This is a genomic window from Cytobacillus spongiae, from assembly GCF_021390075.1.
Map to the genome: position 1 here is coordinate 3,496,649 of NZ_CP089997.1, position 23,843 is coordinate 3,520,491.

Below are 23,843 nucleotides of genomic sequence, written 5' to 3' on the forward strand. Positions count from 1 at the left end.
CGTCTATGCTGTTATCCTTTGAATCAATTGGATAATTCATTCAAAGGTCATCATCTTATCCATCTTCCTATATAGGTGAAATGTTCAAAAAAACAAAAAAGCCTTTCTACTCATGAGCAGAAAGGCATACGTTCGTTTCCTTTCTCTCATCTTCCAAAGCAAACAGCTTTGTGTGAATTGGCACCATTTCAGATTTTCACTGACGGTTGCCGGGCTTCATAGGGCACATCCCTCCACCTCTCTGGATAAGAGCAAACATTCTATATTCAATTAACACTTTAAACGAAGTAAGTATTTTTTAAATTACGAAATTTATCGTATCATGGATAAAAAGGGGTGTCAACGAAAAAAATGATGGAATCTTATACCTTAGCTGCAACAGATGAAGAAATACCAGTAGCTATTTCAAGTGCTTGTTCTAGATCATCAATTAAATCCTCAACATTTTCAATTCCAACAGATAGGCGAATAAGATCTTCTGAAACGCCCGCTTTTTTCAAGCCTTCTGAATCTAGCTGCTGATGGGTCGTACTAGCTGGATGAATGACCAAGCTCTTCGCATCTCCCACATTCGCCACATGTGCCCAAAGCTCCAGCTGGTTAATAAATTTCGCACCTGCTTCTCTTCCACCTGCAATTCCAAAAACAAGAACAGAGCCAGCCCCTTTTGGTAGGTATTTTTCAGCTAGTTTCACATCTGGGTGCTTTTCATGCTCGGGATGCCCCACCCAGTTCACGGCTGGATGTGATTCTAAATAGTGGATAACCTTTCTTGCATTTGCCACATGCTCCTTCATACGTACATGAAGAGTTTCTAAACCTAAAGTAAATTGAAATGCATTTTGTGGACTAAGAGAGGGCCCTAAGTCTCTTAATAGCTGAACACGCGCTTTCACGATATATGCCAATGGACCAAGTGCCTCACTATAGACAATGTCATGATAACTTGGATCTGGCTTAATGAAAGATGGGAACTTTGGAGAATTCCAATCAAACTTTCCTCCATCAACAATGACCCCTCCTAATGTTGTTCCATTGCCAAGGAGCCATTTCGTTGCCGAATGAACAACAATATCAGCTCCGTAGTCTATTGGACGACATAGATATGGTGTGGCAAATGTGTTATCCACAATAAGTGGGATCCCATTTTCATGAGCTACCTTAGCCACTTTCTCAATATCTAGTACGCGTAGACTTGGGTTTCCAATTGTTTCAGCAAATACAGCCTTCGTTTTTGCTGTAATCGCTTGACGGAAATTCTCCACATCACTTGAATCAACAAGCTTTACAGTTATCCCATACTTTGGAAGCGTTACAGTAAATAAGTTGTATGTTCCCCCATAGAGATTCGAAGCAGCGACAATCTCGTCACCCGCTTCTGCTACGTTTAGAATGGCAGTTGTAATAGCAGCCATCCCACTCGCAACAGCTAAAGCCCCACCCCCTCCTTCAAGGAGAGCGATTCGTTCCTCAAATACTGTGACAGTTGGGTTATGAATGCGCGAGTAAATATATCCTGGCTCTTTAAGCGCAAATAAATCAGCGGCATGTTCTGTATTGCGGAATTGATAAGCATTATTTTGATAAATTGGTACCGCTCTTGCACCCGTAGTTGGGTCTGGTGTTAATCCCCCATGTACTCCTAACGTTTCTAATCGATAATTCTTTTGTTTTTCTGACATCCTCATCTCTCCCTTTTGTTTTTTGTGCTAACAAATTAGCAAAAACTAATCTTGCTCTAGAAGAAAATGAAAAAACCCTCTTCATTAAGAAGAGGGATTATAGTCATCTCTTCTTATCTTTCAGAGCTATGCTCTGCTGGATTTAGCACCGTGTAAAAAACCGGTTGCCGGGCTTCGTAGGGCCAGTCCCTCCGCCTCTCTTGATAAGAAACTATTCAGTTTTATCAGTTAATTGACTAAAACGATCGTAACATGAAAATTTTGTTAAAGTCAACAGTTTTTTTAAATTTTCAGACTACTCGATATGGCTTTGAAAGGTAAAATATCGATTCTAAAAGGAGTAGCTTTCGATAAGAAGCACGAATCAAAAGGTCATTTGTCCGAGCTGCCTGTCGAAGCTTAAGTTCCCCTGTCAATATTGAACTGATTGTGTCGTAAGAACCTTCTAGTTCCACATCATAGTTTTGATCTTCTTCAAAATCGAAAAGCTCTACTATGTTCTCATTGAACGCTAATACAAATTGATTATTCTCAGTTTGGATTCGGACATTCATCCTATTATGCTGCATTAACAGCAAAAGGTGTTGTTTAGTTGTGTACCCGGTTAAAAACCTCTCTAACTCTTCTTCTCTCAAGTACTGCAACCCCCTTAAATATTCCTATTTATAAACATTCATCGCTTTTTCTTCCATTCCTTTAATTATTCATCGACAAATAGATACAAGAAAAGCCGAATCGCTAAACAAATGCAAAAAATTTTGAATCACGCTACCTTATACTTTACAAATCTCCAAAAAAAGACAACACTACATTTTTTGTAGCATTGTCTGTCATTTCCCAAGAAATATGTCATTAAATTGCTTTTGCTGTCGTGACCTTAGATGGCTTTGAAAAACTTCTGAACACAAAGAAAAAATAGAGTGATCCTAATAGGTAGAGAACAGCGGTAATGGAAAAGACCGTTGCATACCCCCAGTATGATCCATACTTGATGACTATTCCAGTTGAAACTGGCCCCATAAACGCCCACCCTAGTTGAAATACCATCTGATTAACTGAATTAGCAAGACCTTTCACTGAATCATCAACTTTTGACATCATTAATGACATTTGAATAGGGTTCCCCGCGTTCATTAGCGCTTGTCGAAATAAAAACCCTATTGCTGCTAACCATAAATTATGTGTATAGGCAGTTAATAATAGAAATGGCAATGAGAGTAGCTGAAGGAAAACAACTGACTTTACTTCTCCAAGTCTTCTAACTACCATCGGACCAATAAACATGGCAATCATTGTTGCTCCTTGTCCTAATGATATGACTAAGCCGATGATGGAATTGGGTGCAGAGAAACGATCCGCAAAGTACAGGTTCAAGTAAGGGATTACAAGTCCAGCTCCAAAGCCAATTAGAAGCTGAGCAACAGCAAACAACAGAACGATCTTAATAGCGGAACGGTGCTTTGTGAATGTTTGAATAACACGCTCTTTAGGCTTTTGAATGATATCCTTTGTTCTTACTACTTGTTCATTAAAGCGAAGAATTGGTATGAATCCTAATAGAAAGATCAACGAACCAAAGACTAATGTCATTCTTACACTTTGTAGCTCCGATAAAAAAACTGAAAAGATATCTGTAGAAATCCCACCTAATAAACTTCCAATTACATTTGCTCCTGTCATTACTGCAAAGTGCATGCTAAACAAATGTACTCGCTGCTCTGGCTTCGAATTTTCAGCTAGCCATGGAATGGCAGATACTTGGAGAAAAGCTGATGTTAAACCGGTACCGAAAGCAAATAACACAAGCAAGCTTTGTAGCTCAACTAAACTTCTAGTAAGCAACATCAGCCCAGTGGCAATTGCACCAAAGAGCATGATTCGCTTCCTCCCATACCGATCGCTAAGGAACCCAGCAGGGATCAAAATGAATGCGGTTGCTAATGAAGTCATTGAGATGACTTGACCGTTTACTTGGTCAGAATAACCTAGTTCTCGTATATAAAAATTATATATAACCATGAAAATACCGAGCCCAATATGCGTTAGCACATTTGCTAAAATCGATAAGCGTATATTTCTATTATACCCTCTAAATTGCTCCACCCATTCTTGATAAAAAGCCATGAGGTAGACCGCCCTTCATTTATTTCGTATCCCTAAATATCATAATCCTACCTGGGATGAAAAGTAAATAAAAAAATGAAAAAATTTGAACTATTATTACGAAAGAACCTAAAGTGATGATAACAACTGCTATTGGCTTCTAGAGAGAAAACAGCAATTCTAAGAAAATAGCATATTGGTGACCAGTGGTGAGCATTCTATATTACAGCGTATTTACGAATGTATCTGCGAAAAAATGGTATATCAGACTATTCGGGGATGATAATCCTATTTGTACGTTTTTAGGCTGTTTTATGAGTATCAAGAATCCATTAACAAAAAAATCAGCTGCATCCATGCAACTGATTTACTCAATACTTTTTAATTTATCTAACAAATACGGTACCGAATGGAAGGCATAAATCTTTTCAATTAGCTCCCCGCTTTTAAATACTGCTAAACACGGAACACTTTCAACTTCCCAGCTTTCGGAGTGATCAGGAATATAATTTAAATTAATTTTCCCCCAATTTTGATTAGGGAGTAGTTCCGTTACTACTTGAAGCATTTTTCCAGCCATCTGACACGTCCCGCATAATGGCGTGTACATATAGAGGAACGTTATCTCTGCCTTAGCTATATTCTCCGAAAAATCATTTGGTATCCACTCTTGCATGTAAATCAACCTCTATCTAAAAACTGTGTATAAACATCGATATTAGCACCGAGTAAAACGGTCGCTAAATGATGCTCTGGAGCACTTGCTACTTCTCTATACATCTTATCAATATAGAGATGCTCAGCTTCCGGAAATTCTCTCTTAAATTGCTTGCGTAGCTTTTCTCCCGCTTCGTCTGCATCAACAAGAATGTATACATCCTTATCATACAATTCGTCAATAAGTTCGTCTAATTTGGTCATGCTAATGGTTCCATTCGTACAAACAATTTCAACAGGCTCTTTTATTATGGCATGCACTTTCTTTCTATCGGAAGTTCCTTCTACAATAATTACTTTTTCCGTCGATAATCCATCCATGCTAATCACCTATAGAGTGTATTTATGTTATCATACCATATCTATATTCTTTATTCGCTATGGAGTGCGCTTTTCCTTCATTATTCTAGCAGTTGTCAATTCAAATGGTTGATACACACAGAAAATGAGCAGGGGGAATTCCCTCTGCCCATGATTAGCACCATCCGCCTTCATCACAATCTGTATATCGTGCTGCTGGTTGTTCTGTTACTGTCACATGTTGAAATATTTTTTGCTCATTTGCCTCAAAATGGTGCTCTAGCTGAAATACACATCCTTGTGGCAATGTCATCTTTCCAATTGGTTCGTTTTCAAGAAAAAGCTTGATTTCCCCATTTTCTAATCTCCCTATGACACGGTCTGTAATATCTAGCTTTTGCTGCTTTAATGTCATTGAAAAACACCCTTTCTCCCATTTACCTTTAGATTACCCTTTTAAATAGGAGAATAGATATCCATTATTAGGAACTTACCTCTAATTTATCAAAAATAAAAAGCGCCCATCGCTGGACGCTTCTTGAATCAATTAGTCTTCTTTAATCATTTCTTCGTATTGCTCAGCCGTCATTAGCTTGTCCATTTCACTCGCATCAGATGGCTCAATTACTACCATCCACGCTTTTTCATAAGGAGATTCATTAACAAATTCTGGGCTATCATTTAAGTCTTCGTTCACTTCCACTACTTTCCCGCTAATAGGAGCATACAATTCTGAAACCGTTTTAACAGACTCTACACTTCCAAATGGCTCATCTGCAGTTAGCTCGTCGCCAACCTCTGGAAGCTCAACAAACACGATATCTCCTAGTTCAGATTGTGCGAAATCTGTAATTCCAATACGAACTTTTTCGCCTTCTACTTTTACCCATTCATGCTCTTCTGAATAACGTAATTCCTTTGGTGTATTCATGTTAATTCCCTCCATCTTTGCTAATTAATCTATATCGATAAAATCGATTTCCCAATTTATCATGGCATGAAAAAAGAGCGCTTGCAAGCCTATCTTGATCAAGCTAGCCACATTTTTTCATAATCCTCTTCTTTAAAGCCTACTGTCACTTTTTCTCCATCTGTAAGAATTGGACGTTTAATGAGCATCCCGTCTGTTGCGAGTATTTCTAGTAGCTCTTCATCTGAAGCTGTCTTAACCTTGTCCTTTAAGCCAAGCTCTCGATATTTTTGGCCACTTGTATTAAAAAACTTTTTTAGGTCAAAACCACTTTTTCGATACAAACTCTCCAATTGTTCCTTTGAAGGAGGATTTTCTACGATATGTACTTCGTTATAGGAAAGATTGTGCGCATCTAACCATTTCTTTGCATTTCGACATGTACCACATTTTGGATACCAATAAAATGTTAATGACATCTTTTCACCACCCCATTGTTATCTTGTCCAAACTCTGTAAGTACTTTCAAGCACTTATTTGAATAGTACCACATCTATGAGAAGATTTCATAAAACGAAGTAGTAGGTACAAAACATAATTCGACTTTTTCTTCTCTTTTCCTTCATTTACATTATTATTTCTTGGATAGCCCTTTATCTGTACAAAAAAGTGAGAGACTACCCCAATGGGTAGCCTCCAAAGAATGAATTATACTGTGTAGCGTTCTACATCAATTAACTTCACAGAAGCTTCACGTTTCTTAGCAATTACATTGATTGGCGTATGGCGAGTAAACTTACGCAGTGCAGAAATCATCATGCGTAAAGAATCTCCTTCTTCTGCTGCAACCAATGTTTCCTTTGCATCTTTTTCAATTTGGTTAAATGCTTCTTGGCAGAAAATTTCTGTATAAAGGAGCTTTTGCATGTTCTTCTCTAAACCAGAAGCTTCAATTGCTTTCTCTGTACGAAGAACCACAGATTCCATTGCATATGCATTTGAAATCATATCTGCAATATTTACTAAGATTTCCTGCTCATCATTTAGACCTTTACCGAACTTTTGTGCAGCTAACCCTAGTGTAAGTAGCGCGATTTTCTTCGCGTTTTTCACTAAGTATTTTTCTTGTGCAAGCGGCTCAGTTCCTGGTTCTTCAGGCATTAGCATCATTAATTCTTCTTGTAAACTTTGTGCTTTTTGTAATAGTGGAAGCTCTCCTTTTAATGCTTTACGAAGGAAAGTTCCTGGTACTAGGAAACGGTTGATTTCATTCGTACCTTCAAAAATGCGGTTAATACGAGAATCACGGTAGGCTCTTGCAATTTCATATTCTTCCATGAACCCATAACCACCGTGTAATTGAACACCTTCATCTACTACAAAATCAAGTACTTCTGTACCGAAGAATTTACCTAAAGAACACTCAATGGCATATTCAGCAATTGAATCAGCAACAGCCTTTCCACCATTTACTTCTTCTTCTGTTAGCTTGCTCATACGATCTTCGAATAGACCAACTGTACGGTAGATTGCACTTTCTGCAGCGTATGTTTTTGCTGCCATTGTAGCAAGCTTTTCTTTCGTTAAGTTAAATGCTGAAATGGGTGTGTCGAATTGTTTCCGTTGGTTTACATAAGGAATGGTAATCTCAAGCGCACGTTTTGAAGCTCCTAGAGCACCAACGCCCAATTTATAACGTCCGATATTTAATATATTAAAGGCGATGACATGACCACGACCAATTTCACCTAATACATTTTCAACTGGAACTTCTGCATCGTCTAGAATTAATGTTCGAGTAGACGAGCTCTTGATTCCCATTTTATCCTCTTCTGCTCCTGTAGATACACCTGAGAATTCACGGTCAACGATGAATGCCGAGAACTTATCCCCATCAATCTTTGCATATACTACGAATACATCAGCAAAACCAGCGTTAGTAATCCATTGTTTTTCACCATTTAATACATAATGAGTTCCCGCTTCATTTAACTTTGCTGTTGTTTTCGCACCTAGAGCATCTGAACCTGAACCTGGTTCCGTTAAAGCATATGCTGCAATCTTCTCACCAGTTGATAATTGTGGGAGGTATTTTTGCTTTTGCTCTTCATTTCCGAATAATACGATTGGTAAGGATCCAATCCCCACGTGTGCACCGTGGGTAATAGAAAAGCCACCAGCGATAGCCATCTTCTCAGCAATAAGTGCTGAGCTAACCTTGTCTAATGCTAAGCCGCCGTATTCTTCTGGCACGTCAGCCCCTAGAAGACCTAGCTCTCCTGCATCTTTAAGCAACTTTACAGAGCGATCAAACTCATGCTTCTCTAAGTATGGCACTTGTGGTAATACCTCTTTAACAACAAAATCTTCTGTTGTTTTAGCAATCATTTTTTGCTCATCACTATAGTCTTCAGGTGTGAATACCTGTTCAAATGATACATCTTCAATTAAAAAGCTTCCACCTTTAATTAACTTATCTGTTGTGTTCGCCATCTTACATCCTCCATTCTATTGTTGGGAGCCGAAGCCCCCATTACTATTGATTTTCTATAAAAGTTCAAAAACTCCAGCTGCTCCCATTCCTCCGCCTATACACATCGTGACAACGCCATACTTTTCATTTCTACGTTTCATCTCATGAATTAGCGAAAGTGTTAGCTTAGCGCCTGTACAGCCAAGCGGATGTCCAAGAGCAATGGCTCCACCATTTACATTGACTTTTTCCTCGTCTAATCCAAGCTCTCGAATGACTTGAATCGATTGAGAGGCAAATGCTTCATTTAATTCAAATAATCCAACATCCGATATTTCTAATCCTGCTAGTTTTAATGCTTTTGGAATGGCAACAACAGGCCCGATTCCCATAATTTCAGGAGGAACTCCCCCAACAGCAAATGATCTAAACTTCGCCATTGGCTGTAAACCGAGGGATTCTGCTTTCTCTCTGTCCATTACCATTACTGCTGCAGCTCCATCGCTTGTTTGAGATGAATTTCCAGCGGTTACTGATCCTGTTACTGAGAATGCTGGTCTCAGCTTTCCTAGGGTATCTACATTGGAATCAGCACGAACACCCTCATCACGTGTAAACTGAAGATTTTTTTCGATTAGTTTATTGTCTTTTCCTACTGAACGAACCGTAACATCTACTGGAACGATTTCATCATCAAACTTACCTTCTGCAATCGCTTTGGCAGCTCTTTGGTGACTTCGTACAGCAAATGCATCCTGATCTTCACGAGAAATCCCGTATTTCTTGGCTACTTCCTCTGCTGTATGTCCCATCCCCATATAATATTCTGGTGCTGACTCTGCAAGCTTGGCATTCGGTCGTACAACATGCCCCATCATCGGCACTAAGCTCATTGATTCAGCTCCACCTGCAATAATCGTATCCGCATGACCTAACATAATTTTTTCCGCTGCATATGCAATCGTTTGTAGCCCTGAAGAACAGTATCTATTTACGGTTACAGCAGGTACTGTATGAGGAAGACCTGCTAGCGCTCCAATATTACGAGCTAGGTTTAACCCTTGCTCAGCTTCAGGCATTGCACATCCGATAATTAAATCATCTATATCTCCTTCGTAATTTCCTGCACGCTTCAATGTTTCTTTTACTACAAGCGCCCCTAAATCATCTGGTCTTACATTCGCAAGGGTACCCTTCTTTGCTTTTCCGACCGGTGTACGAGCTCCTGCAACAATTACCGCTTCTCTCATCCTGTTCCCTCTCTTTCTATAAATATTGGCTTCTAGCAATCTATTAGTTACGTAAAGGTTTTCCTTTTAATAACATATGCTGCATGCGTTGTTGAGATTTCGGTTCTGCAACTAAACTCATGAATGCCTCTCTCTCAAGATCTAATAAGTATTGCTCATCCACCATTGTTCCATAAGGGACTTTTCCACCAGCAATGACGTAGGCTAGCTTCTTCGCAATCTTTAAGTCATGCTCGGAAATATAGCCAGAATAGTACATCGACTGTGCTCCTAATAGTAATGTTGCGTAACCCGTTTCACCTACTACAGGAACTTTCTTTCTGACTGGTGGCTTATAGCCTTTTCCATAAAGGCTTAGAACAGCTTGTTTTGCATCATAAAGCAAATGATCTCCATTTACACTCACGCCATCTGCTTGGTTTAAGAAGTTGTTATCTCGAGCTTCTTCACCAGACGTCGAGACTTTCGCCATCGCAATCGACTCAAATACTTTATTCGCCACTTGCTGTAGGTCAAAGTCAACCCCATTTGGCATACTATCGAGGTGCTTCAAGTATAATTCCTTGTTTCCACCTCCACCTGGAATAAGTCCAACACCTACTTCAACAAGACCCATATATGTTTCCATTGAAGCTTGGATATGTGCAGCAGGTAAACACACTTCTGAACCTCCACCTAATGTCATTCCAAATGGTGCTGCCACAACAGGCTTTGTACTGTACTTAATTTTCATCATAGCTTGTTGGAAGTGACGGACTACCATATCCACTTCGAAGATATTATCATCCTGAGCTTCCATTAAGATCATCGCCAAGTTCGCACCAACACAGAAGTTCTTTCCTTGGTTACCGATAACGAGGCCTTTATAATTTTTCTCCACTTCATCCACCGCAAAGTTGATCATTTGAACAACATCTAATCCAATGGAATTATTAGGTGAATGGAATTCTAGTAATGCTACACCATCTCCAAGGTCTACTAAGCTAGCACCGCTATTCTTCTTTATAACACCCTTTTGCATTTTCAATTGTTTTAATTTAATTGCTTTCGGGTTTTCTTCAATTAATTTGTATTCCCCATTATGATAGAAATAGACCTTACCTTCTTCTTCTTTATAAAAAGATGTAAAGCCATTATCGATTAAGTCTTTTACCCATTTAGGAACAGTTAGTCCTTGTTCTTCCATTTTCTGAACAGATTTTGCTACTCCCATTGCATCCCAAGCCTCGAATGGACCTTGCTCCCAGCCAAAGCCCCATTTCATTGCGCGATCAATCGCAACAATGTCATCTGCAATTTCACCGAATAGTTCTGCAGAGTAGATAAGAACTGGACTGAAAATATTCCACAAAAGCTGACCTGCACGATCATCTGAATATACAAGCGCTTTCAATTTATTCGCTAAGCCTTTTTGCTGCTTACTCATTTCTACCGAAGCCGCTTTAAGCTTTTGACGTGGGCCATATTCTAATGTTTCGGGATTCAATTCAAGAATTTCTTTTCCTTTCTTTAAGAAGAACCCTTGACCAGATTTACTTCCAAACCAGCCTTTTTCAAGCATCGTCTTCATAAAAGTAGGTACTTCAAACACTTCTTTTTCTTGACCTTCTACCTGATCGTAGACATTATTTGCTACATGAACAAATGTATCAAGTCCAACAACATCTAGCGTTCTAAATGTTGCACTCTTTGGTCTACCAATGAGTGGACCTGTAACTGAGTCAACCTCACCTACACTATACCCACCCTTTAACATTTCTTGAACTGTAACTAGTAACCCATATGTCCCAATTCGGTTTGCGATAAAGTTCGGTGTGTCCTTTGCTTCTACAACACCTTTACCTAACTTGTCTTCACCAAACTGTTTCATAAAAGAAAACACATCAGGGTCTGTATTCTTCGTAGGAATTACCTCTAATAGTTTTAAATAACGTGGAGGATTAAAAAAGTGCGTTCCTAAGAAATGCTTTTGAAAATCCTCTGAACGCCCTTCTGCCATTGCTTCCACTGAAATCCCTGATGTATTAGAGCTAACAATGCTTCCTAGTTTTCGGTATTGGTCTACTTTTTCAAATACCTGTTGTTTAATCTTAAGGTTTTCTACGACTACCTCGATAACCCAATCTACATCTTTCAAACGCTCCATATCATCATCGAAATTCCCAGCTTCAATTAGAGCTAGATTCTTTTTCGATGCAAGCGGTGCTGGTTTTTGTTTTACTAATTTTTGTAAATTAGTTGCACTTATACGGTTACGAACCTGCTTATCTTCAAGGGTTAGTCCTTTTGCTTCTTCTTGCTTTGTTAATTCACGAGGTACAATATCTAACAGTAATGTTGGTATTCCAATGTTTGCTAGGTGCGCAGCAATACCTGAGCCCATTACACCTGAGCCTAATACAGCCGCTTTTTTAATTTGTTGGATCAACTTCGTCTCCCCCTTTAACTCTTTTGAATGAATACTCATTCATTTTTCGGTTAAAAAAAATGAGCTTCGAATGAGTTCTGTTACTTATAACTATAAAATATTTGCAAAATTTACGCAATGATTTACTAGCGGAAATTTAAAAATTTTTTGATAAATTAGACTATGTCCCTTTGACCAATAATCTATCTCGTTTTAGGGAACTTTATATTGAAAGGAATTCTCTTTTATATGCAACTTTTTTGAAGGGTGGTGTAGGCAATGGCAAGAGTGAAGAAAAATCCTTCTAAAGCTGGTGTAAGTGCTGCTAGTGTAAAGGGAGATGCTGGCCCAACTGTTGAGCGGGATGGAAGCGGAAAGAAAAACAGCCAGAATAATCAATTTAAAAAATAGGCTAATACATGGGGCTGAAGCGGAAGTCGCTTGAACCTCGAAGATTTGCGGGACAACGAAGTCCCCTCAGGCAATGCCTGGGAGGCTTGGCTCACGCTATCCCCTGGAGAGGAAATTCCCGATCTTCCACCATATTAGTAAATGCTAAAAGGGACCGAGAGAATTCTCGATCCCTTTTGCCGATAATCTGAAATAAGCTTACCTATTGGCCATTGTTTCCAGGTTATCCTTTTCTATTTTTTAAACATCCCTTTTAATACGAAAGCAACGTTAGCTGGGCGTTCTGCTAAACGGCGCATAAAATAGCCGTACCAGTCCGTTCCATATGGCACGTATACGCGCATTTTGTAGCCCTCTTTTACTAATTCTAGCTGCTTTTCTGTACGAATTCCGTATAACATTTGGAACTCAAATTGGTCATTTGGAATGTTATGCTCTTTTACTAATTGCTTCGTATATTCAATCATTGCATCATCGTGGGTCGCAACAGCTGTGTAATTTCCATTTAGAAGATGCATTTTAATAATCTTTTTGAAGTTATCATCCACATCGCTTTTTTCTGGGAATGCAACTTCTGGAGACTCTTTATAAGCCCCTTTAACCAATCGTAAATTGGGAGAATATTCATTTAGGTCTTTCATGTCTTGTTCAGTTCGGTATAAATAAGCTTGGATTACGGTTCCAACATTATCGTATTCTGACTTCAGCTGTTTGAAAATATCAATTGTTTTTTGACAGCGGGAGTAATCCTCCATATCAATTGTAACAAATACGTTATTTTCCTTTGCAGCTTCAAGAATTCTACGCATATTGCCTAAAACCACATCATCTGAAATATCTAATCCCATCGATGTCATTTTTAATGACAATTGAGATCTTAAGTTTTCGCGTCCGATTGCTTGAATCGCTTGAATGGAGTTATCAGCCATTTCCTTTGCTTCTGCCTCATTATCAATAAATTCACCTAAATAATCAATTGTCACTACAAGATCTTTACTATTTAGATCCTTAATAACATTAACTGCACGTTCAATTGTTTCTCCCGCCACAAAACGAGCAGCGCCAAAGCGTAAACCATATTTCTTAGCTAACTTTGTTAACGCTTTATTTTTTGATAAAAAGAGAAAGAAATCTCTCATCAATTGTTCCATTATGGCTCCCCCTTCGAAAACGCATACATTTCTAAAAAAAACAAATCTCTATCAAATGAAATCTTGTGAGAATGCACTTCAATCCATTTTACAGAGCCCAAACCAATTTTCGAACTTTATTCATATTTTCCAAATTTCCTAGATTATTTTATCACCTTTCTCGCTATTTGAATATAATTTTTGTAAGAAAATTATCGATTTTTGTCGCCCAAAATTTGCATAGTTCAAAATCTGTTGTGGAAGGCTATTTTTGTATATTGAAATGCTACATAAATTGGGATTTCATCTGATTTGTAGCTGGTTTATCCCAGTATCTTCAAGCAATTACTCAAGGTTTAATTGCTGTTGAACTGCGAACATACACAAATGAGGAGGATTAAGCTATGCAACAACAAAACATGAACACTCAAAACCAACCAATGATGTATCAACAGCCACCACAGGTGATCACAACAAAAGACTCGCTTTATTTAACAGACATGCTTTCTTGGAATTTAATTGCTATGAAAAAGGCACACTTCTATGCAGAGCACTGCCAAATCCCACAGTTAAAAGCAGAATTTGAAAAATGTGGTCAAATGCACCAGCGTCACTATGAACAAATACTTACACATTTAAACCAGCAGAACCAACCACAATTGGGGATGCAATAGCATTTGAGCTACTCTTCACGGAAGGTAAAGTCTTTAGTTTGCTCGTACAATTATCGGGAGCTAAATAAGTCTTTGCATAAAATATGTCAACTAAGCCGTTAATAAAACAGTTACGGAGGGAAGTAAAATGAATCAAAATCAACAGCAAAAAATACAAAATCCTGAAACACAAGTACCTCAGACACCGAAAATGAATGATCGTGACTTTACAAACGATTTGTTAGCAATGGAAAAATATATGACTGACTCTTATTGTACATTCTTAAATGAAGCAAGTCACGATGCCCTTTACCAGGATGTACTTAGCATATTCACAGAAACACAGCAAGCTCAAAGACAGTTTTATCAACTCATGTTCCAGCATGGTTGGTATAAAGTAACCCCTGCCCAACAGCAGAATTTGCAACAGTCTTATCAACAGTTTCAAGGCTATGCTTCCCAATTCCCATACGGAAATCAGCTTCAATAATAAGGAAAAAAGCCGTTTCCAATAGGGAAATGGCTTTTCTATTTGTTTTGCTGACGATGGGTTTCATTTAACTCTTTAATCTCTTGAATGATGGCTTTCATTGCCTCTTTGCCTTCTGGATATTTATCATTCCAATGCTTCGCTAAAGCAGGCATTGATTTTGCAACATGTGTATAGAGAATCCATGATTCAACCTTTTTCTGCAGTTCTCTATCCGTCTCTCCTAATAATAATTCTGTATACTTCTCTAAGAGCCCATTTCGCATTTCTAGTAGCTCTTTATCCATGTCCACCCCTCCTAACCATTACAAACCTGAGGGCAGGTTTTGCATTTAATCCCATTATCTTGCGGTACATATGAAAAGCAGCACGTTTTTCGAATACGAACCTCTTCATTTAGTCTTTCAACAAATCGTAAGGTGTTTCCGTACCTTTTAAAAGGATTTTCGTGATATGGCCCAAATAGATGGCCAGGTGCATCTAGTATATAGTGCAAGTCTTCGACGGCCAGCTCGCTCAGTTTTTCATCTTCTATGGAAGGAATAACTGTTTCATACAACCAATAAATATATACTAGAATATTCTCCCAAAGGATCAGCTTGGATACCTTTGTAGAAACTGAGAGTGCATCCAGTACTGGATAAAAACTCTCCTTAAACAAATGAGAGATAGCCATTTCCCTAAATTCGCTACGATTAGCATCTGATATCTGAACATCTTGTTTATTAAAGTAGAAAGAGGGGAGCCAAAGGGCTGACTCCTTATCTGTTTCAATCGACAAATTCTCAAGCGAAACATCCAGCTTCTTATTCCATACCGTTAGTGAGTATAGATAGATGACTGCAAGAAATGCGTATCGTTTCGTAAATAAAGAGGCTGTTACTTTTAAATCTGTCGTCCCCAAATGCTTAGCTAAATAGTTCAAATATTGTAGTGTAGTTTCTCTGTCGATTAATTCGACCATCGAAATCGATAGGGGATGACTGATTTTTATATCTGTCATACGAAACTTTGCTAATACTTCTAATTCAACAGCTGAAAGATTACGACCCACTTACAACTCCTGCCTTTTTCAGAATACATCTTCCCTTTCCGTATGGAATACATAAGGGTGTACCAAATAAAGGATCCATTGTTACTTCACAATCCATACCAAATACATTCTTCACAAGCCCACAATTAATCACATGCTCTGGCTTGCCTTGTGCAAATACTTGCTTATCCTTCACTGCAATAATGTTATGTGCATAGCGACATGCAAGGTTTAAGTCGTGCAATACCATCACTATCGTACGATTTTCTAGTTCATTCAATTCATACAATAAATCTAAAATTTCAATCTGATGAGTCATATCTAAATAAGTAGTCGGTTCATCTAATAGGATGATATCTGTATCTTGAGCAAGCGTCATCGCAATCCAAGCTCTCTGTCTTTGTCCGCCTGATAATGAATCCACAGCTCTATCCTTTAAGTCTGCCACACCTGTAGCTTCTAAAGCTCTGTTCACCTTTGCTTCGTCTTCTTCCGTCCATTGCTTCAACCAATTTTGATAAGGATAACGACCTTGTTTAACAAGCTGAAGGACAGTTAAGCCTTCTGGAGCTATAGGTGATTGAGGAAGAATAGCCATTTTCTTTGCCACTTCTTTTGTCGACATTCGAGCGATGGCATCCCCCTCTAACAAAACAGCACCCGCTTTTGGCTTCAGCAAGCGCGCAATTGAGCGAAGAAGAGTCGACTTCCCACAACCATTTCCTCCAATAAAAACAGAAATCTCTCCTCTAGGAATCTCCAGACTTAATTCATCTATAATTATCGTATCTCCATATGACAGGGTTAATTTTTGGGTTTCAATCACTTGACTCATTCTGACCGCTCCTTTATTTTTTAATTCCTCGTCTTAAATAGTAAGTAAATAAAATATGGTGCACCAATACTTGCCGTAAACACACCTGCTGGCACTTCCAATGGAGAAAATACGGTTCTTCCAATAAGGTCCGCAAGCATAACTAGAATTCCTCCAATTAATGCTGATACAGGCAATAATGCTCCAAAAGATGAACCAACTAACCTTCTTGCCATATGGGGCGCCATTAATCCTACGAAACCGATACCCCCAGCAAAAGCAACTGACGTACCAATTAATCCTGTACTGATTGTTAGCAGAAAAAGTCTATGTCTCTGAACATGACCACCTACTCCTGTGGCAATATCATCTCCGAGTTCTTGAATATTAATATTTCTTGCCATTATAAAGGCGATGAATAGGAATAAAAGAATAAAAGGGACAATGATAACTACGTTACTCCATGTAGATCCATGGACTGTACCTGTAAGCCAAATATTAGCTTGGCTCGCACGATATATCGGCCCTTTTATCATCATTAAGGTTGTTAAAGCTTGCATAAGAGCTGATATCCCAATCCCAATTAATACAAGCCGAATGGGTGAGACACCATTTTTCCATGCTAAAAAATACACTAAAAATGCTACAATACTTGCCCCTACAAAGGCTGCAACGGGCATCCACTTTATACTTACGATTAAAGCATTATTCTCATCACTAAAAAACGCTAAAAAGCTAACAACCGCAACTGCAGCTCCACCTGTAATTCCTAATATATCTGGAGATGCGAGGGGATTTCGTATCATTCCTTGCAAGATCGCTCCAGATACAGCTAATGCAATTCCCACCATTAAAGCGACAATGATTCTTGGTAACCGAAATTGTTGTACAACGAGCTGTTCCATTTTCGTCCCACCACCAAAAAACACTTCAATAACTGTTAATGGGCTTATTTTCATGTCCCCTAAACCTGTGCTTAATATAAACACAACAGCAGATATAGAAAGTAAGCTTACTGTAGTTAGCATTGCTTTTTTATCAATTAGGAAGGACACATTCCCTTTAAAGGTTCTTATATTCTTATATTTACTCATGATGCATTGAACCCCTTCCTGGCAATGTAAATAAAAAATGGAGTTCCAATAATAGCTGTCATAATTCCAACGGGTACTTCTTCCCCAATAATGACGTAGCGTGCCAAAATATCAGCAGTGACCAATAAAATACCACCTAGCAAGCCTGATAGAGGAATCACCCAACGATGGTCTATCCCTATAATAGACCTAGCGATATGAGGTATGACAATTCCAATAAATCCAATAGGACCTGCAACAGCTACAGCACCACCTGATAAGAGAACAACCAATATTCCGACTATCACTTTTAGGAATACCGTATTTATCCCTAATCCTTTGGCCACGTCATCGCCCATAGATAAAACATTCATTCTAGTAGAGATCAACCATGAACCTGCCCACCCGATAAGTAAATAGGGAAGAACACTAGCAAGGATTTCTAACTTTCTACCTTGCACTGAACCAGCTAACCAAAACAATACTTGCTCTAAAGCCGCTTCATTTATTACTAAGAGACCTTGTGTAAAGGAAGAAAACATAGCCGTCATAGCTGCACCTGCTAAAGTTAATTTCATTGGAGTAAGCCCTTCTCTACCAAAGGATCCAATAAAGTAGACACTAATTGCAGATATAGCTGCGCCTAAAAATGCTATCCAAGTAAAAACAGAAAGATTTCCAACAGAAAATATCGTAACCGAAACAACTACTGCAAAGCCTGCCCCTGCATTAACTCCAAAAATCCCTGGAGATGCTAGAGGGTTTTTTGTAAGTGTTTGCATCAACACACCTGCTATGGCCAAGCTTGCTCCAACAGCTGCAGCAATTAAAGAACGTGGTAGTCTTACGGATGTAATAATAATATGTTCATTCGAACCATTGAAATTTGTAAACGCATTAAGAGCCATCTTCCAATTTGTATCGGTGTATCCATATACAATACTGGCACACATAAATAAGATAAGAAGGAAAAGTGCTACTAGCATACCCATCCATCTTTGAGATGTATTTTTGAGCAACATGGGAACTAACCTTTCTAACATAGAATTAGGAATAAAGTACAATTTTAAGTCTATTGGAATCGAAAAAAGGTGTCAATGAGTTTGAAAATCATTTTCATCAGATATACAATTAGTTCACTCTATTGTCAACAAATACTGGCAAACGTTCTCATTTACATGTTGACTTCAACTTAAACCTATCTTATGATTAATTTGCTAATGATAATGATTATCAAAACCAACCAGGAGGGTACATAGAAATGAAATTTGCAAAATCAATCCTAACAATCCTATCTATAACAGCTCTATTTGTATTGGCTGCTTGTGGAAATACAGAAGAAAAATCTTCGGATCAAAAAAATAATGCAAAAAAAGCAGACACAAGCTTCACTGTAGAACATGCAATGGGATCAACAACACTTGAAGATACGCCAAAAAGAGTAGTTATTTTAACAAACGAAGGTACGGAAGCACTTCTCGCTTTAGGAGTAACACCTGTTGGCGCTGTTCAGTCTTGGACAGGAGACCCGTGGTATGATCACATTATGGAAGATATGAAGGATGCCAAGGTTGTTGGACTAGAAAGTCAAATCAATATTGAAGCAATTGCAGAGCTTGAGCCAGACTTAATAATTGGAAACAAAATGCGTCAAGAAGCGGACTACGAGAAGTTAAAAGCAATTGCCCCAACAGTAATGGCGGAAACACTTCGAGGTGAGTGGCAAGAGAACTTTAAGCTATATGCTAAGGCTGTCAATCAAGAAGAAAAAGGAAATGAAATCCTTGCTGACTACGAACAACGTATTGCTGACTTGCAGAATAAGCTTGGAGATAAATTAGAAATGGAAGTGTCAATTGTTCGATTCCTTGCTGGAGATGTTCGTATTTACCACAAAGATTCATTTTCAGGTGTTATTTTAGACCAAATTGGCTTCGCCCGTCCTGAAAGTCAAAATGTAGATGACTTTGCTAGAAAGAATGCTACAAAGGAAAACATTCCAGAAATGGACGGTGACATTCTTTTTTACTTCACTTATGAGGATGGTTCAGGTGATGCAACTAAGATAGAAGATGAATGGTTACAGGACCCATTATTCCAAAACCTTGAAGTTGCAAAACAACAGCAAGTATTTAAAGTGGATGATACTATTTGGAATACAGCTGGTGGAGTTCGTGCAGCCAACTTAATGCTTGATGATATCGAAAAGTATTTCCTAAAATAATTTTTGGAATTAACTCTTACTTCCATTAAGAGAGTTCCTTTTTAGAGCGGTGTCAATATTGACACCGCCCTTTTATTTTCCCTTTATTTCATGCTTTGCTCTTTATAGAAAATATCACCAATTATCAAAAGATCCATATCCTATAAATTTTCAAATTTACTACTGACCTAATCCCAAATTGTTTAATTCGTATTATAAACACTATAATCAAGCCTGAGATCAGATTGATTTTTGATAATTTCGTTTGACATTCAGAGAAAAATATATTATTATCAATTCTATAAGTGATAATGATTATCATAATCATTATTTACAAATTAATATCCCTAAACTGATAGTACAAACATACTCACTCCTACTCCCCCTCTAGGAGTCCCCTTGTAAAAGCGCGATACCAAATAGTGGTATCGCGCTTTTATTTGTCCTCTAATTCATACTCTTTCCAAAATGGGAAACAATAAGCTTACTAGATATTATTCCGTAGGACGGTGTGGTTCTATGAAAAATTGGTTTAAGAAAAAGCAGACTCCTCATTCAGATGATTCAAATGAATCACAGGAACTTTGGAAAAAGTCACATGACTTCAAAAAGACTCATTACACTAACTTAAAGACAGGTGTTACATTTTCATACACATTTATATCTACTTTGATTGATGAAAGCATTCTAGAGGAAAATGCTCTTCCCTATTTACTAGAGGGTGATTTTCATAAAATTGAAGATGTGAAAGAAATCGTTCCAATTATTGATGTTCAAGTCAGTGATGATTTGTCCAAAGTGGAACAAAAGCTGTTTAACGGCTATGTGATGCTTCAAATTACTGGAGACAATAAAAAAGTAGCCTTTCTTGCTGCTCAAAAAGAGCTTGTCAGAGGAATCTCTCTACCTGAAGTTGAATTCAGCGTAATTGGTCCAAAGGAAGCCTTTGTCGAAAGTATGGATCAGAATATTAACTTAGTAAGGAAAAGAATACCTATTAAAGAGCTTGTAATTGAAAATATTACGATTGGAGATTTATCGAAAACTAAAATCGCCATCCTCTACATTGAAGGGATAACAGACCCGCAAAATGTAAATACCATCAAGCAGCGAATCGGCGATATTGAGATTGATGAAGTTGCCGATAGCTCGTACATTACTCAGCTAATATCTGATAATAGCCGATCACCTTTTCCACAGCTTCTTGATACAGAAAGACCCGATCGTGTAGCTGCCATTTTAGCTGAAGGGAAAGTAGCGGTAATTGTTGATGGCTCACCACATGCCTTGATTGCTCCAACTACGTTAGTCGAATTTTTCAGCTCATTTGAAGATTATTTTCTTAATTGGGAGCTATCTTCTTTTTTCCGATTGATTCGATTATTTGCCGTAGCTTTTTCGATTCTCGTGACACCGGTTTATGTGGCTACATTAAATTACCATTACGAGCTGATTCCAAAGGATCTGCTTAGCACGTTAATTACATCTCGTAGGGAGATTCCCTTACCTCCTATACTAGAAGCATTGTTTCTAGAGCTAACGATTGAGCTCTTACGTGAAGCAGGGGCAAGACTACCTACAAAGGTAGGTCAGACAATCGGTATCGTAGGAGGGATCGTTATTGGAACGGCTTCTGTAGATGCAGGGCTCACAAGTAATGTGTTATTGATTATTGTTGCGCTCGCTGCACTTGCCTCCTTTACCACTCCTGTTTATCGAATGGGTAACACGATTCGTTTATTGCGATTTCCTTTTTTACTAGCTGCCGAGCTTTGGGGATTAGTTGGAATTGTTCTGTGCTTCAGCTTTCTCATTATCCACCTCCTCAAGCTTACATCGTTAGGACGGCCTTTTTTGGAGCCTTTATTCCCACCAAGAGTGGCCGACTTAAAAGATGCACTTATTCGATTGCCATTTACTAAACAATCACAAAGACCAGAGTATTTACGAACGAAGAAACCGAGCCGATTTAGCCCGAAGAAGGCTAAAATGAAGAAGGATATCGATGAATAAGAAGATGAGGTAATCAGATATGATACAACCACAACAAATTCAAGAACGACTTCAAATATCACCCTACCTAGTCTTTTTCCCGATTATCTCTATGCAAATTGGAATCGGGGTATTAGGGTACCAACGCATTATTTCTCAGGATGCCGGTTATGACGGCTGGATTTCTGTACTGGTTGCAGGACTAAGTATCCACCCTCTGATCTGGATCATTTATAAAATTAACGGAACCGTTAATGGGGACATGATTGCCGCCCACGAGTATATTTTAGGGAAAGTAGGTAAATTCTTTACTACTATCTTTGTATTTTATTATTGCTTGCTGGCCATTGCTGTGTTGAGAACGTATATAGAAGTCATTCAGGTTTGGCTATTCCATGATTTAAGCACTTTTTGGTTCTCAATAGCGATTATTCTGCTTGCTATTTACGTCATTGATGGCGGTTTTCGAACAGTTACAGGGATTGCTTTTTTTGGAATTGTTTTACCCGCATATTTATTGTTTACATTTGCGTTTGCTATCAAATATGCAGATTTCAGAAACCTCCTTCCCATTTATGACCACTCGTTGAAAGAAATCTTAACTGGTTCCTACCATATGTCACTTACCTATATTGGGTATGGTACCTTACTTTTTTTCTACCCTTTTATCAAAAAACCAAAGGAATCTAGGAAATGGGCACACTTGGCTATTCTAACAACCACACTCGTGTATACGGTATTAATTATCCTCACTTTTGCTTATTTTTCTGAAGGGCAAATAGAAAAGAATGTGTGGGCTACATTAACTATGTGGAAAATTGTTGAATTCCCATTTGTTGAACGTTTTGAATATATCGGTATCGCAACCTGGAGCCTTGTAATCTTGCCAAATGTATGCATTCCGCTTTGGTGTGGAAGCCGTATCATCAAGCAAGTGTTTCATATCCGGCAGAGAAGTGCAGTTTGGCTCTTAGCAACCATTTGTCTCACATGCGTATGCTTGTTCCAAACAAGGGACCAAATCAATATGTTAAACGATATAACGGGAAAGGTTGGATTCGCATTTTCCTATTTCTATATCCCCCTTCTCTTTGTTTTGATTATGATTGCAAAGAAGGTGAAAGATAAGAATGAACAAAAATAATGTACTCTTATGTTTTTTCCCTCTGTTCCTTCTTTTTGGTTGTGTAGACAAAGAAATTCTAGACGATGTTAGCATTGAAAATGGAGCTGCCTATGATATTCTTTCTGAAAAAGAAATAATCGGAACAGTCATTGTTCCTCATTACTTAGTAGACCAACCCGTTGAGAATATAGAATTTTCTGCCACTGGTGACCAAAGAAGCGGGATCATTTACAAGGTTCAGCAGCAAGCGGCAGATCCGCTCGTGACTGGTAGCTTAGAGGTTTGTTTATTTGGAGAGGAATTGTCGAAGAAAGGAATTATTGAATTAGTGGACTCATTACAACGCGATCCTGGGATTGGCGAAAGAATGTATCTTGCAACTACAAAAGGCGAAGCAACCCAATTGATCAAGCAGGACTATGGAGTAAAGGGAACGCCTCTATATATTTCTGATTTGATTAGACAGAATATTAAATTGCGAGATCTCCCAACGACAAATCTTCATTTGTTTTTATATGATTATTATCAGAAAGGAAAGGACCCCTTTCTTCCTCAATTAGAGAATTTCGAAAAAGATAAAGTAAGGCTAAGCGGTGTAAGTATCTTTAAGAAAGATAAAGTAGTTGATGAAATTCCTGCTCTAGACTTATTCTTCTTTAAGCTTCTCGTTGAAAAGTATAGTGAAGGGGAGCATCGACTTGATTTGTCTGACGGTTCTCAAGCTTTTGTGAAAAGCATTAACTCAAAAAACAAGTATAAGCTAGTCTCTAAAAGCCCCTACAAAATAAGTATTCACATTGACGTAGATGGCATTATAAAAGAATACTCGGGAGATAAGCTTGATAAGAAGGTGCTTAAAACCATTCAAGTACAACTTGAAAAAACCGTGGAAAAAAAGGCAGTGCAATTAATCAAACAATTTCAAGAGAATGGTGTAGACCCTCTTGGCATCGGTGCATTTGTAAAAGGGAACATTCGAGGATTCGATTTTACTAAATGGGAAAAAGAATATAAAGATGTAGATGTTGAAGTTACATGTAATGTAGTTATTCAAGAAAGTGGGGTTGTCGAATAAA

At 38.3% G+C, this 23,843-nt stretch carries 24 protein-coding genes and 2 riboswitches; of the genes, 7 read left to right on the plus strand and 17 right to left on the minus strand.

What is annotated here, in order from left to right; translation table 11 throughout:
• Positions 1-143: 143 nt before the first annotated feature.
• Positions 144-252, minus strand: a riboswitch (SAM riboswitch).
• Positions 253-362: 110 nt separating this feature from the next.
• From LS684_RS17720 to LS684_RS17770, 11 genes are all read right to left on the minus strand, one after another.
• Positions 363-1,682 (minus strand): O-acetylhomoserine aminocarboxypropyltransferase/cysteine synthase family protein, encoded by a 1,320-nt coding sequence (locus tag LS684_RS17720; protein ID WP_233807969.1) that lies wholly within the window; start codon positions 1,680-1,682, stop codon positions 363-365.
• 110 nt (positions 1,683-1,792) lie between these two features.
• Positions 1,793-1,892, minus strand: a riboswitch (SAM riboswitch).
• An 80-nt stretch (positions 1,893-1,972) separates the two neighbouring features.
• Positions 1,973-2,317: an SCP2 sterol-binding domain-containing protein gene (locus LS684_RS17725; RefSeq protein WP_233807971.1), complete on the minus strand. Its 345-nt coding sequence runs from the start codon at positions 2,315-2,317 to the stop codon at positions 1,973-1,975.
• A 217-nt stretch (positions 2,318-2,534) separates the two neighbouring features.
• The gene (locus LS684_RS17730; RefSeq protein ID WP_233807975.1) at positions 2,535-3,806 is read right to left on the minus strand and encodes an MFS transporter; all 1,272 of its coding nucleotides are present in this window, start codon (positions 3,804-3,806) and stop codon (positions 2,535-2,537) included.
• A gap of 346 nt (positions 3,807-4,152) precedes the next feature.
• Positions 4,153-4,461, minus strand: coding sequence for a thioredoxin family protein (locus LS684_RS17735; protein ID WP_233807976.1), 309 nt, complete (start codon positions 4,459-4,461; stop codon positions 4,153-4,155).
• Between the two features lie 5 nt (positions 4,462-4,466).
• On the minus strand, positions 4,467-4,823 hold the full coding sequence (locus tag LS684_RS17740) for a toprim domain-containing protein (RefSeq protein ID WP_233807977.1): 357 nt from the start codon (positions 4,821-4,823) through the stop codon (positions 4,467-4,469).
• A gap of 154 nt (positions 4,824-4,977) precedes the next feature.
• Positions 4,978-5,217, minus strand: coding sequence for a YusG family protein (locus LS684_RS17745; RefSeq protein WP_233807979.1), 240 nt, complete (start codon positions 5,215-5,217; stop codon positions 4,978-4,980).
• A gap of 132 nt (positions 5,218-5,349) precedes the next feature.
• Positions 5,350-5,733 (minus strand): glycine cleavage system protein GcvH, encoded by a 384-nt coding sequence (gene gcvH / locus LS684_RS17750; RefSeq protein WP_233807980.1) that lies wholly within the window; start codon positions 5,731-5,733, stop codon positions 5,350-5,352.
• A gap of 98 nt (positions 5,734-5,831) precedes the next feature.
• Positions 5,832-6,191: an arsenate reductase family protein gene (locus LS684_RS17755; protein ID WP_233807981.1), complete on the minus strand. Its 360-nt coding sequence runs from the start codon at positions 6,189-6,191 to the stop codon at positions 5,832-5,834.
• Positions 6,192-6,420: 229 nt separating this feature from the next.
• Positions 6,421-8,205: an acyl-CoA dehydrogenase FadE gene (locus LS684_RS17760; protein WP_233807982.1), complete on the minus strand. Its 1,785-nt coding sequence runs from the start codon at positions 8,203-8,205 to the stop codon at positions 6,421-6,423.
• Between the two features lie 54 nt (positions 8,206-8,259).
• The gene (locus LS684_RS17765) at positions 8,260-9,435 is read right to left on the minus strand and encodes an acetyl-CoA C-acetyltransferase (RefSeq protein WP_233807983.1); all 1,176 of its coding nucleotides are present in this window, start codon (positions 9,433-9,435) and stop codon (positions 8,260-8,262) included.
• Between the two features lie 43 nt (positions 9,436-9,478).
• Entirely contained in the window at positions 9,479-11,860 is a 2,382-nt protein-coding gene (locus LS684_RS17770) for a 3-hydroxyacyl-CoA dehydrogenase/enoyl-CoA hydratase family protein (protein WP_233811697.1), read from the minus strand.
• A 261-nt stretch (positions 11,861-12,121) separates the two neighbouring features.
• Here LS684_RS17770 and LS684_RS17775 point away from each other — a divergent pair, with 261 nt between their 5' ends.
• A complete protein-coding gene (locus tag LS684_RS17775) occupies positions 12,122-12,253 on the plus strand; it encodes a YuzL family protein (RefSeq protein ID WP_233807984.1) in 132 nt (43 codons plus the stop codon).
• Positions 12,254-12,486: 233 nt separating this feature from the next.
• Here LS684_RS17775 and LS684_RS17780 read toward each other — a convergent pair whose 3' ends face one another.
• Positions 12,487-13,404, minus strand: a complete 918-nt coding sequence (locus tag LS684_RS17780) for a proline dehydrogenase family protein (RefSeq protein ID WP_233807985.1) — start codon at positions 13,402-13,404, stop codon at positions 12,487-12,489.
• Between the two features lie 383 nt (positions 13,405-13,787).
• Here LS684_RS17780 and LS684_RS17785 point away from each other — a divergent pair, with 383 nt between their 5' ends.
• Both LS684_RS17785 and LS684_RS17790 read left to right on the plus strand, forming a co-directional pair.
• Entirely contained in the window at positions 13,788-14,057 is a 270-nt protein-coding gene (locus tag LS684_RS17785; protein ID WP_233807986.1) for a hypothetical protein, read from the plus strand.
• A gap of 127 nt (positions 14,058-14,184) precedes the next feature.
• Positions 14,185-14,526 carry a spore coat protein gene (locus LS684_RS17790; RefSeq protein WP_233807987.1) on the plus strand — a complete coding sequence of 114 codons (342 nt, stop codon included), beginning with the start codon at positions 14,185-14,187 and terminating at the stop codon, positions 14,524-14,526.
• 38 nt (positions 14,527-14,564) lie between these two features.
• On the opposite strand, the gene LS684_RS17795 is transcribed toward LS684_RS17790, so the two are convergent.
• Genes LS684_RS17795 through LS684_RS17815 form a run of 5 tightly spaced genes read right to left on the minus strand, consistent with a single transcriptional unit; the run spans position 14,565 to position 18,468 of the window.
• Positions 14,565-14,813: a DUF2573 family protein gene (locus tag LS684_RS17795; protein ID WP_233807988.1), complete on the minus strand. Its 249-nt coding sequence runs from the start codon at positions 14,811-14,813 to the stop codon at positions 14,565-14,567.
• A gap of 11 nt (positions 14,814-14,824) precedes the next feature.
• Positions 14,825-15,580, minus strand: a complete 756-nt coding sequence (locus tag LS684_RS17800; RefSeq protein WP_233807989.1) for an IucA/IucC family C-terminal-domain containing protein — start codon at positions 15,578-15,580, stop codon at positions 14,825-14,827.
• Positions 15,570-16,394 (minus strand): ABC transporter ATP-binding protein, encoded by an 825-nt coding sequence (locus tag LS684_RS17805; RefSeq protein ID WP_233807991.1) that lies wholly within the window; start codon positions 16,392-16,394, stop codon positions 15,570-15,572. Before LS684_RS17805 ends, LS684_RS17800 begins: the two co-directional genes overlap by 11 nt.
• A 20-nt stretch (positions 16,395-16,414) precedes the next feature.
• Positions 16,415-17,467 carry a FecCD family ABC transporter permease gene (locus LS684_RS17810; protein ID WP_233807992.1) on the minus strand — a complete coding sequence of 351 codons (1,053 nt, stop codon included), beginning with the start codon at positions 17,465-17,467 and terminating at the stop codon, positions 16,415-16,417.
• Positions 17,464-18,468 (minus strand): FecCD family ABC transporter permease, encoded by a 1,005-nt coding sequence (locus tag LS684_RS17815; protein WP_233807993.1) that lies wholly within the window; start codon positions 18,466-18,468, stop codon positions 17,464-17,466. Before LS684_RS17815 ends, LS684_RS17810 begins: the two co-directional genes overlap by 4 nt.
• 239 nt (positions 18,469-18,707) lie before the next feature.
• Between LS684_RS17815 and LS684_RS17820 the strand changes: the two genes are divergently transcribed.
• The 4 genes from LS684_RS17820 (at position 18,708) to LS684_RS17835 (ending at position 23,842) form a co-directional block, all read left to right on the plus strand.
• Positions 18,708-19,670: an ABC transporter substrate-binding protein gene (locus tag LS684_RS17820; RefSeq protein WP_233807994.1), complete on the plus strand. Its 963-nt coding sequence runs from the start codon at positions 18,708-18,710 to the stop codon at positions 19,668-19,670.
• A 498-nt stretch (positions 19,671-20,168) separates the two neighbouring features.
• The gene (locus tag LS684_RS17825; RefSeq protein ID WP_233807995.1) at positions 20,169-21,662 is read left to right on the plus strand and encodes a spore germination protein; all 1,494 of its coding nucleotides are present in this window, start codon (positions 20,169-20,171) and stop codon (positions 21,660-21,662) included.
• Between the two features lie 19 nt (positions 21,663-21,681).
• The gene (locus tag LS684_RS17830; RefSeq protein WP_233807996.1) at positions 21,682-22,785 is read left to right on the plus strand and encodes a GerAB/ArcD/ProY family transporter; all 1,104 of its coding nucleotides are present in this window, start codon (positions 21,682-21,684) and stop codon (positions 22,783-22,785) included.
• Positions 22,772-23,842: a Ger(x)C family spore germination protein gene (locus tag LS684_RS17835; protein ID WP_233807998.1), complete on the plus strand. Its 1,071-nt coding sequence runs from the start codon at positions 22,772-22,774 to the stop codon at positions 23,840-23,842. The genes LS684_RS17830 and LS684_RS17835 overlap by 14 nt, the downstream gene beginning before the upstream one ends.
• The last annotated feature ends 1 nt before the right edge of the window (position 23,843 follow it).

What these genes read in the sequence shown, in the direction of transcription:
- LS684_RS17790 (WP_233807987.1), top strand. Translation starts at nt 14,185, where the DNA reads ATGAATCAAAATCAACAGCAAAAAATACAAAATCCTGAAACACAAGTA.
- LS684_RS17780 (WP_233807985.1), bottom strand. Translation starts at nt 13,404, where the DNA reads ATGGAACAATTGATGAGAGATTTCTTTCTCTTTTTATCAAAAAATAAA.
- LS684_RS17795 (WP_233807988.1), bottom strand. Translation starts at nt 14,813, where the DNA reads ATGGATAAAGAGCTACTAGAAATGCGAAATGGGCTCTTAGAGAAGTAT.
- LS684_RS17785 (WP_233807986.1), top strand. Translation starts at nt 13,788, where the DNA reads ATGCAACAACAAAACATGAACACTCAAAACCAACCAATGATGTATCAA.
- LS684_RS17825 (WP_233807995.1), top strand. Translation starts at nt 20,169, where the DNA reads ATGAAAAATTGGTTTAAGAAAAAGCAGACTCCTCATTCAGATGATTCA.
- LS684_RS17730 (WP_233807975.1), bottom strand. Translation starts at nt 3,806, where the DNA reads ATGGCTTTTTATCAAGAATGGGTGGAGCAATTTAGAGGGTATAATAGA.
- LS684_RS17820 (WP_233807994.1), top strand. Translation starts at nt 18,708, where the DNA reads ATGAAATTTGCAAAATCAATCCTAACAATCCTATCTATAACAGCTCTA.
- LS684_RS17805 (WP_233807991.1), bottom strand. Translation starts at nt 16,394, where the DNA reads ATGAGTCAAGTGATTGAAACCCAAAAATTAACCCTGTCATATGGAGAT.
- LS684_RS17765 (WP_233807983.1), bottom strand. Translation starts at nt 9,435, where the DNA reads ATGAGAGAAGCGGTAATTGTTGCAGGAGCTCGTACACCGGTCGGAAAA.
- LS684_RS17775 (WP_233807984.1), top strand. Translation starts at nt 12,122, where the DNA reads ATGGCAAGAGTGAAGAAAAATCCTTCTAAAGCTGGTGTAAGTGCTGCT.
- LS684_RS17755 (WP_233807981.1), bottom strand. Translation starts at nt 6,191, where the DNA reads ATGTCATTAACATTTTATTGGTATCCAAAATGTGGTACATGTCGAAAT.
- LS684_RS17745 (WP_233807979.1), bottom strand. Translation starts at nt 5,217, where the DNA reads ATGACATTAAAGCAGCAAAAGCTAGATATTACAGACCGTGTCATAGGG.
- gcvH (WP_233807980.1), bottom strand. Translation starts at nt 5,733, where the DNA reads ATGAATACACCAAAGGAATTACGTTATTCAGAAGAGCATGAATGGGTA.
- LS684_RS17735 (WP_233807976.1), bottom strand. Translation starts at nt 4,461, where the DNA reads ATGCAAGAGTGGATACCAAATGATTTTTCGGAGAATATAGCTAAGGCA.
- LS684_RS17740 (WP_233807977.1), bottom strand. Translation starts at nt 4,823, where the DNA reads ATGGATGGATTATCGACGGAAAAAGTAATTATTGTAGAAGGAACTTCC.
- LS684_RS17830 (WP_233807996.1), top strand. Translation starts at nt 21,682, where the DNA reads ATGATACAACCACAACAAATTCAAGAACGACTTCAAATATCACCCTAC.
- LS684_RS17810 (WP_233807992.1), bottom strand. Translation starts at nt 17,467, where the DNA reads ATGAGTAAATATAAGAATATAAGAACCTTTAAAGGGAATGTGTCCTTC.
- LS684_RS17815 (WP_233807993.1), bottom strand. Translation starts at nt 18,468, where the DNA reads ATGTTGCTCAAAAATACATCTCAAAGATGGATGGGTATGCTAGTAGCA.
- LS684_RS17835 (WP_233807998.1), top strand. Translation starts at nt 22,772, where the DNA reads ATGAACAAAAATAATGTACTCTTATGTTTTTTCCCTCTGTTCCTTCTT.
- LS684_RS17720 (WP_233807969.1), bottom strand. Translation starts at nt 1,682, where the DNA reads ATGTCAGAAAAACAAAAGAATTATCGATTAGAAACGTTAGGAGTACAT.
- LS684_RS17760 (WP_233807982.1), bottom strand. Translation starts at nt 8,205, where the DNA reads ATGGCGAACACAACAGATAAGTTAATTAAAGGTGGAAGCTTTTTAATT.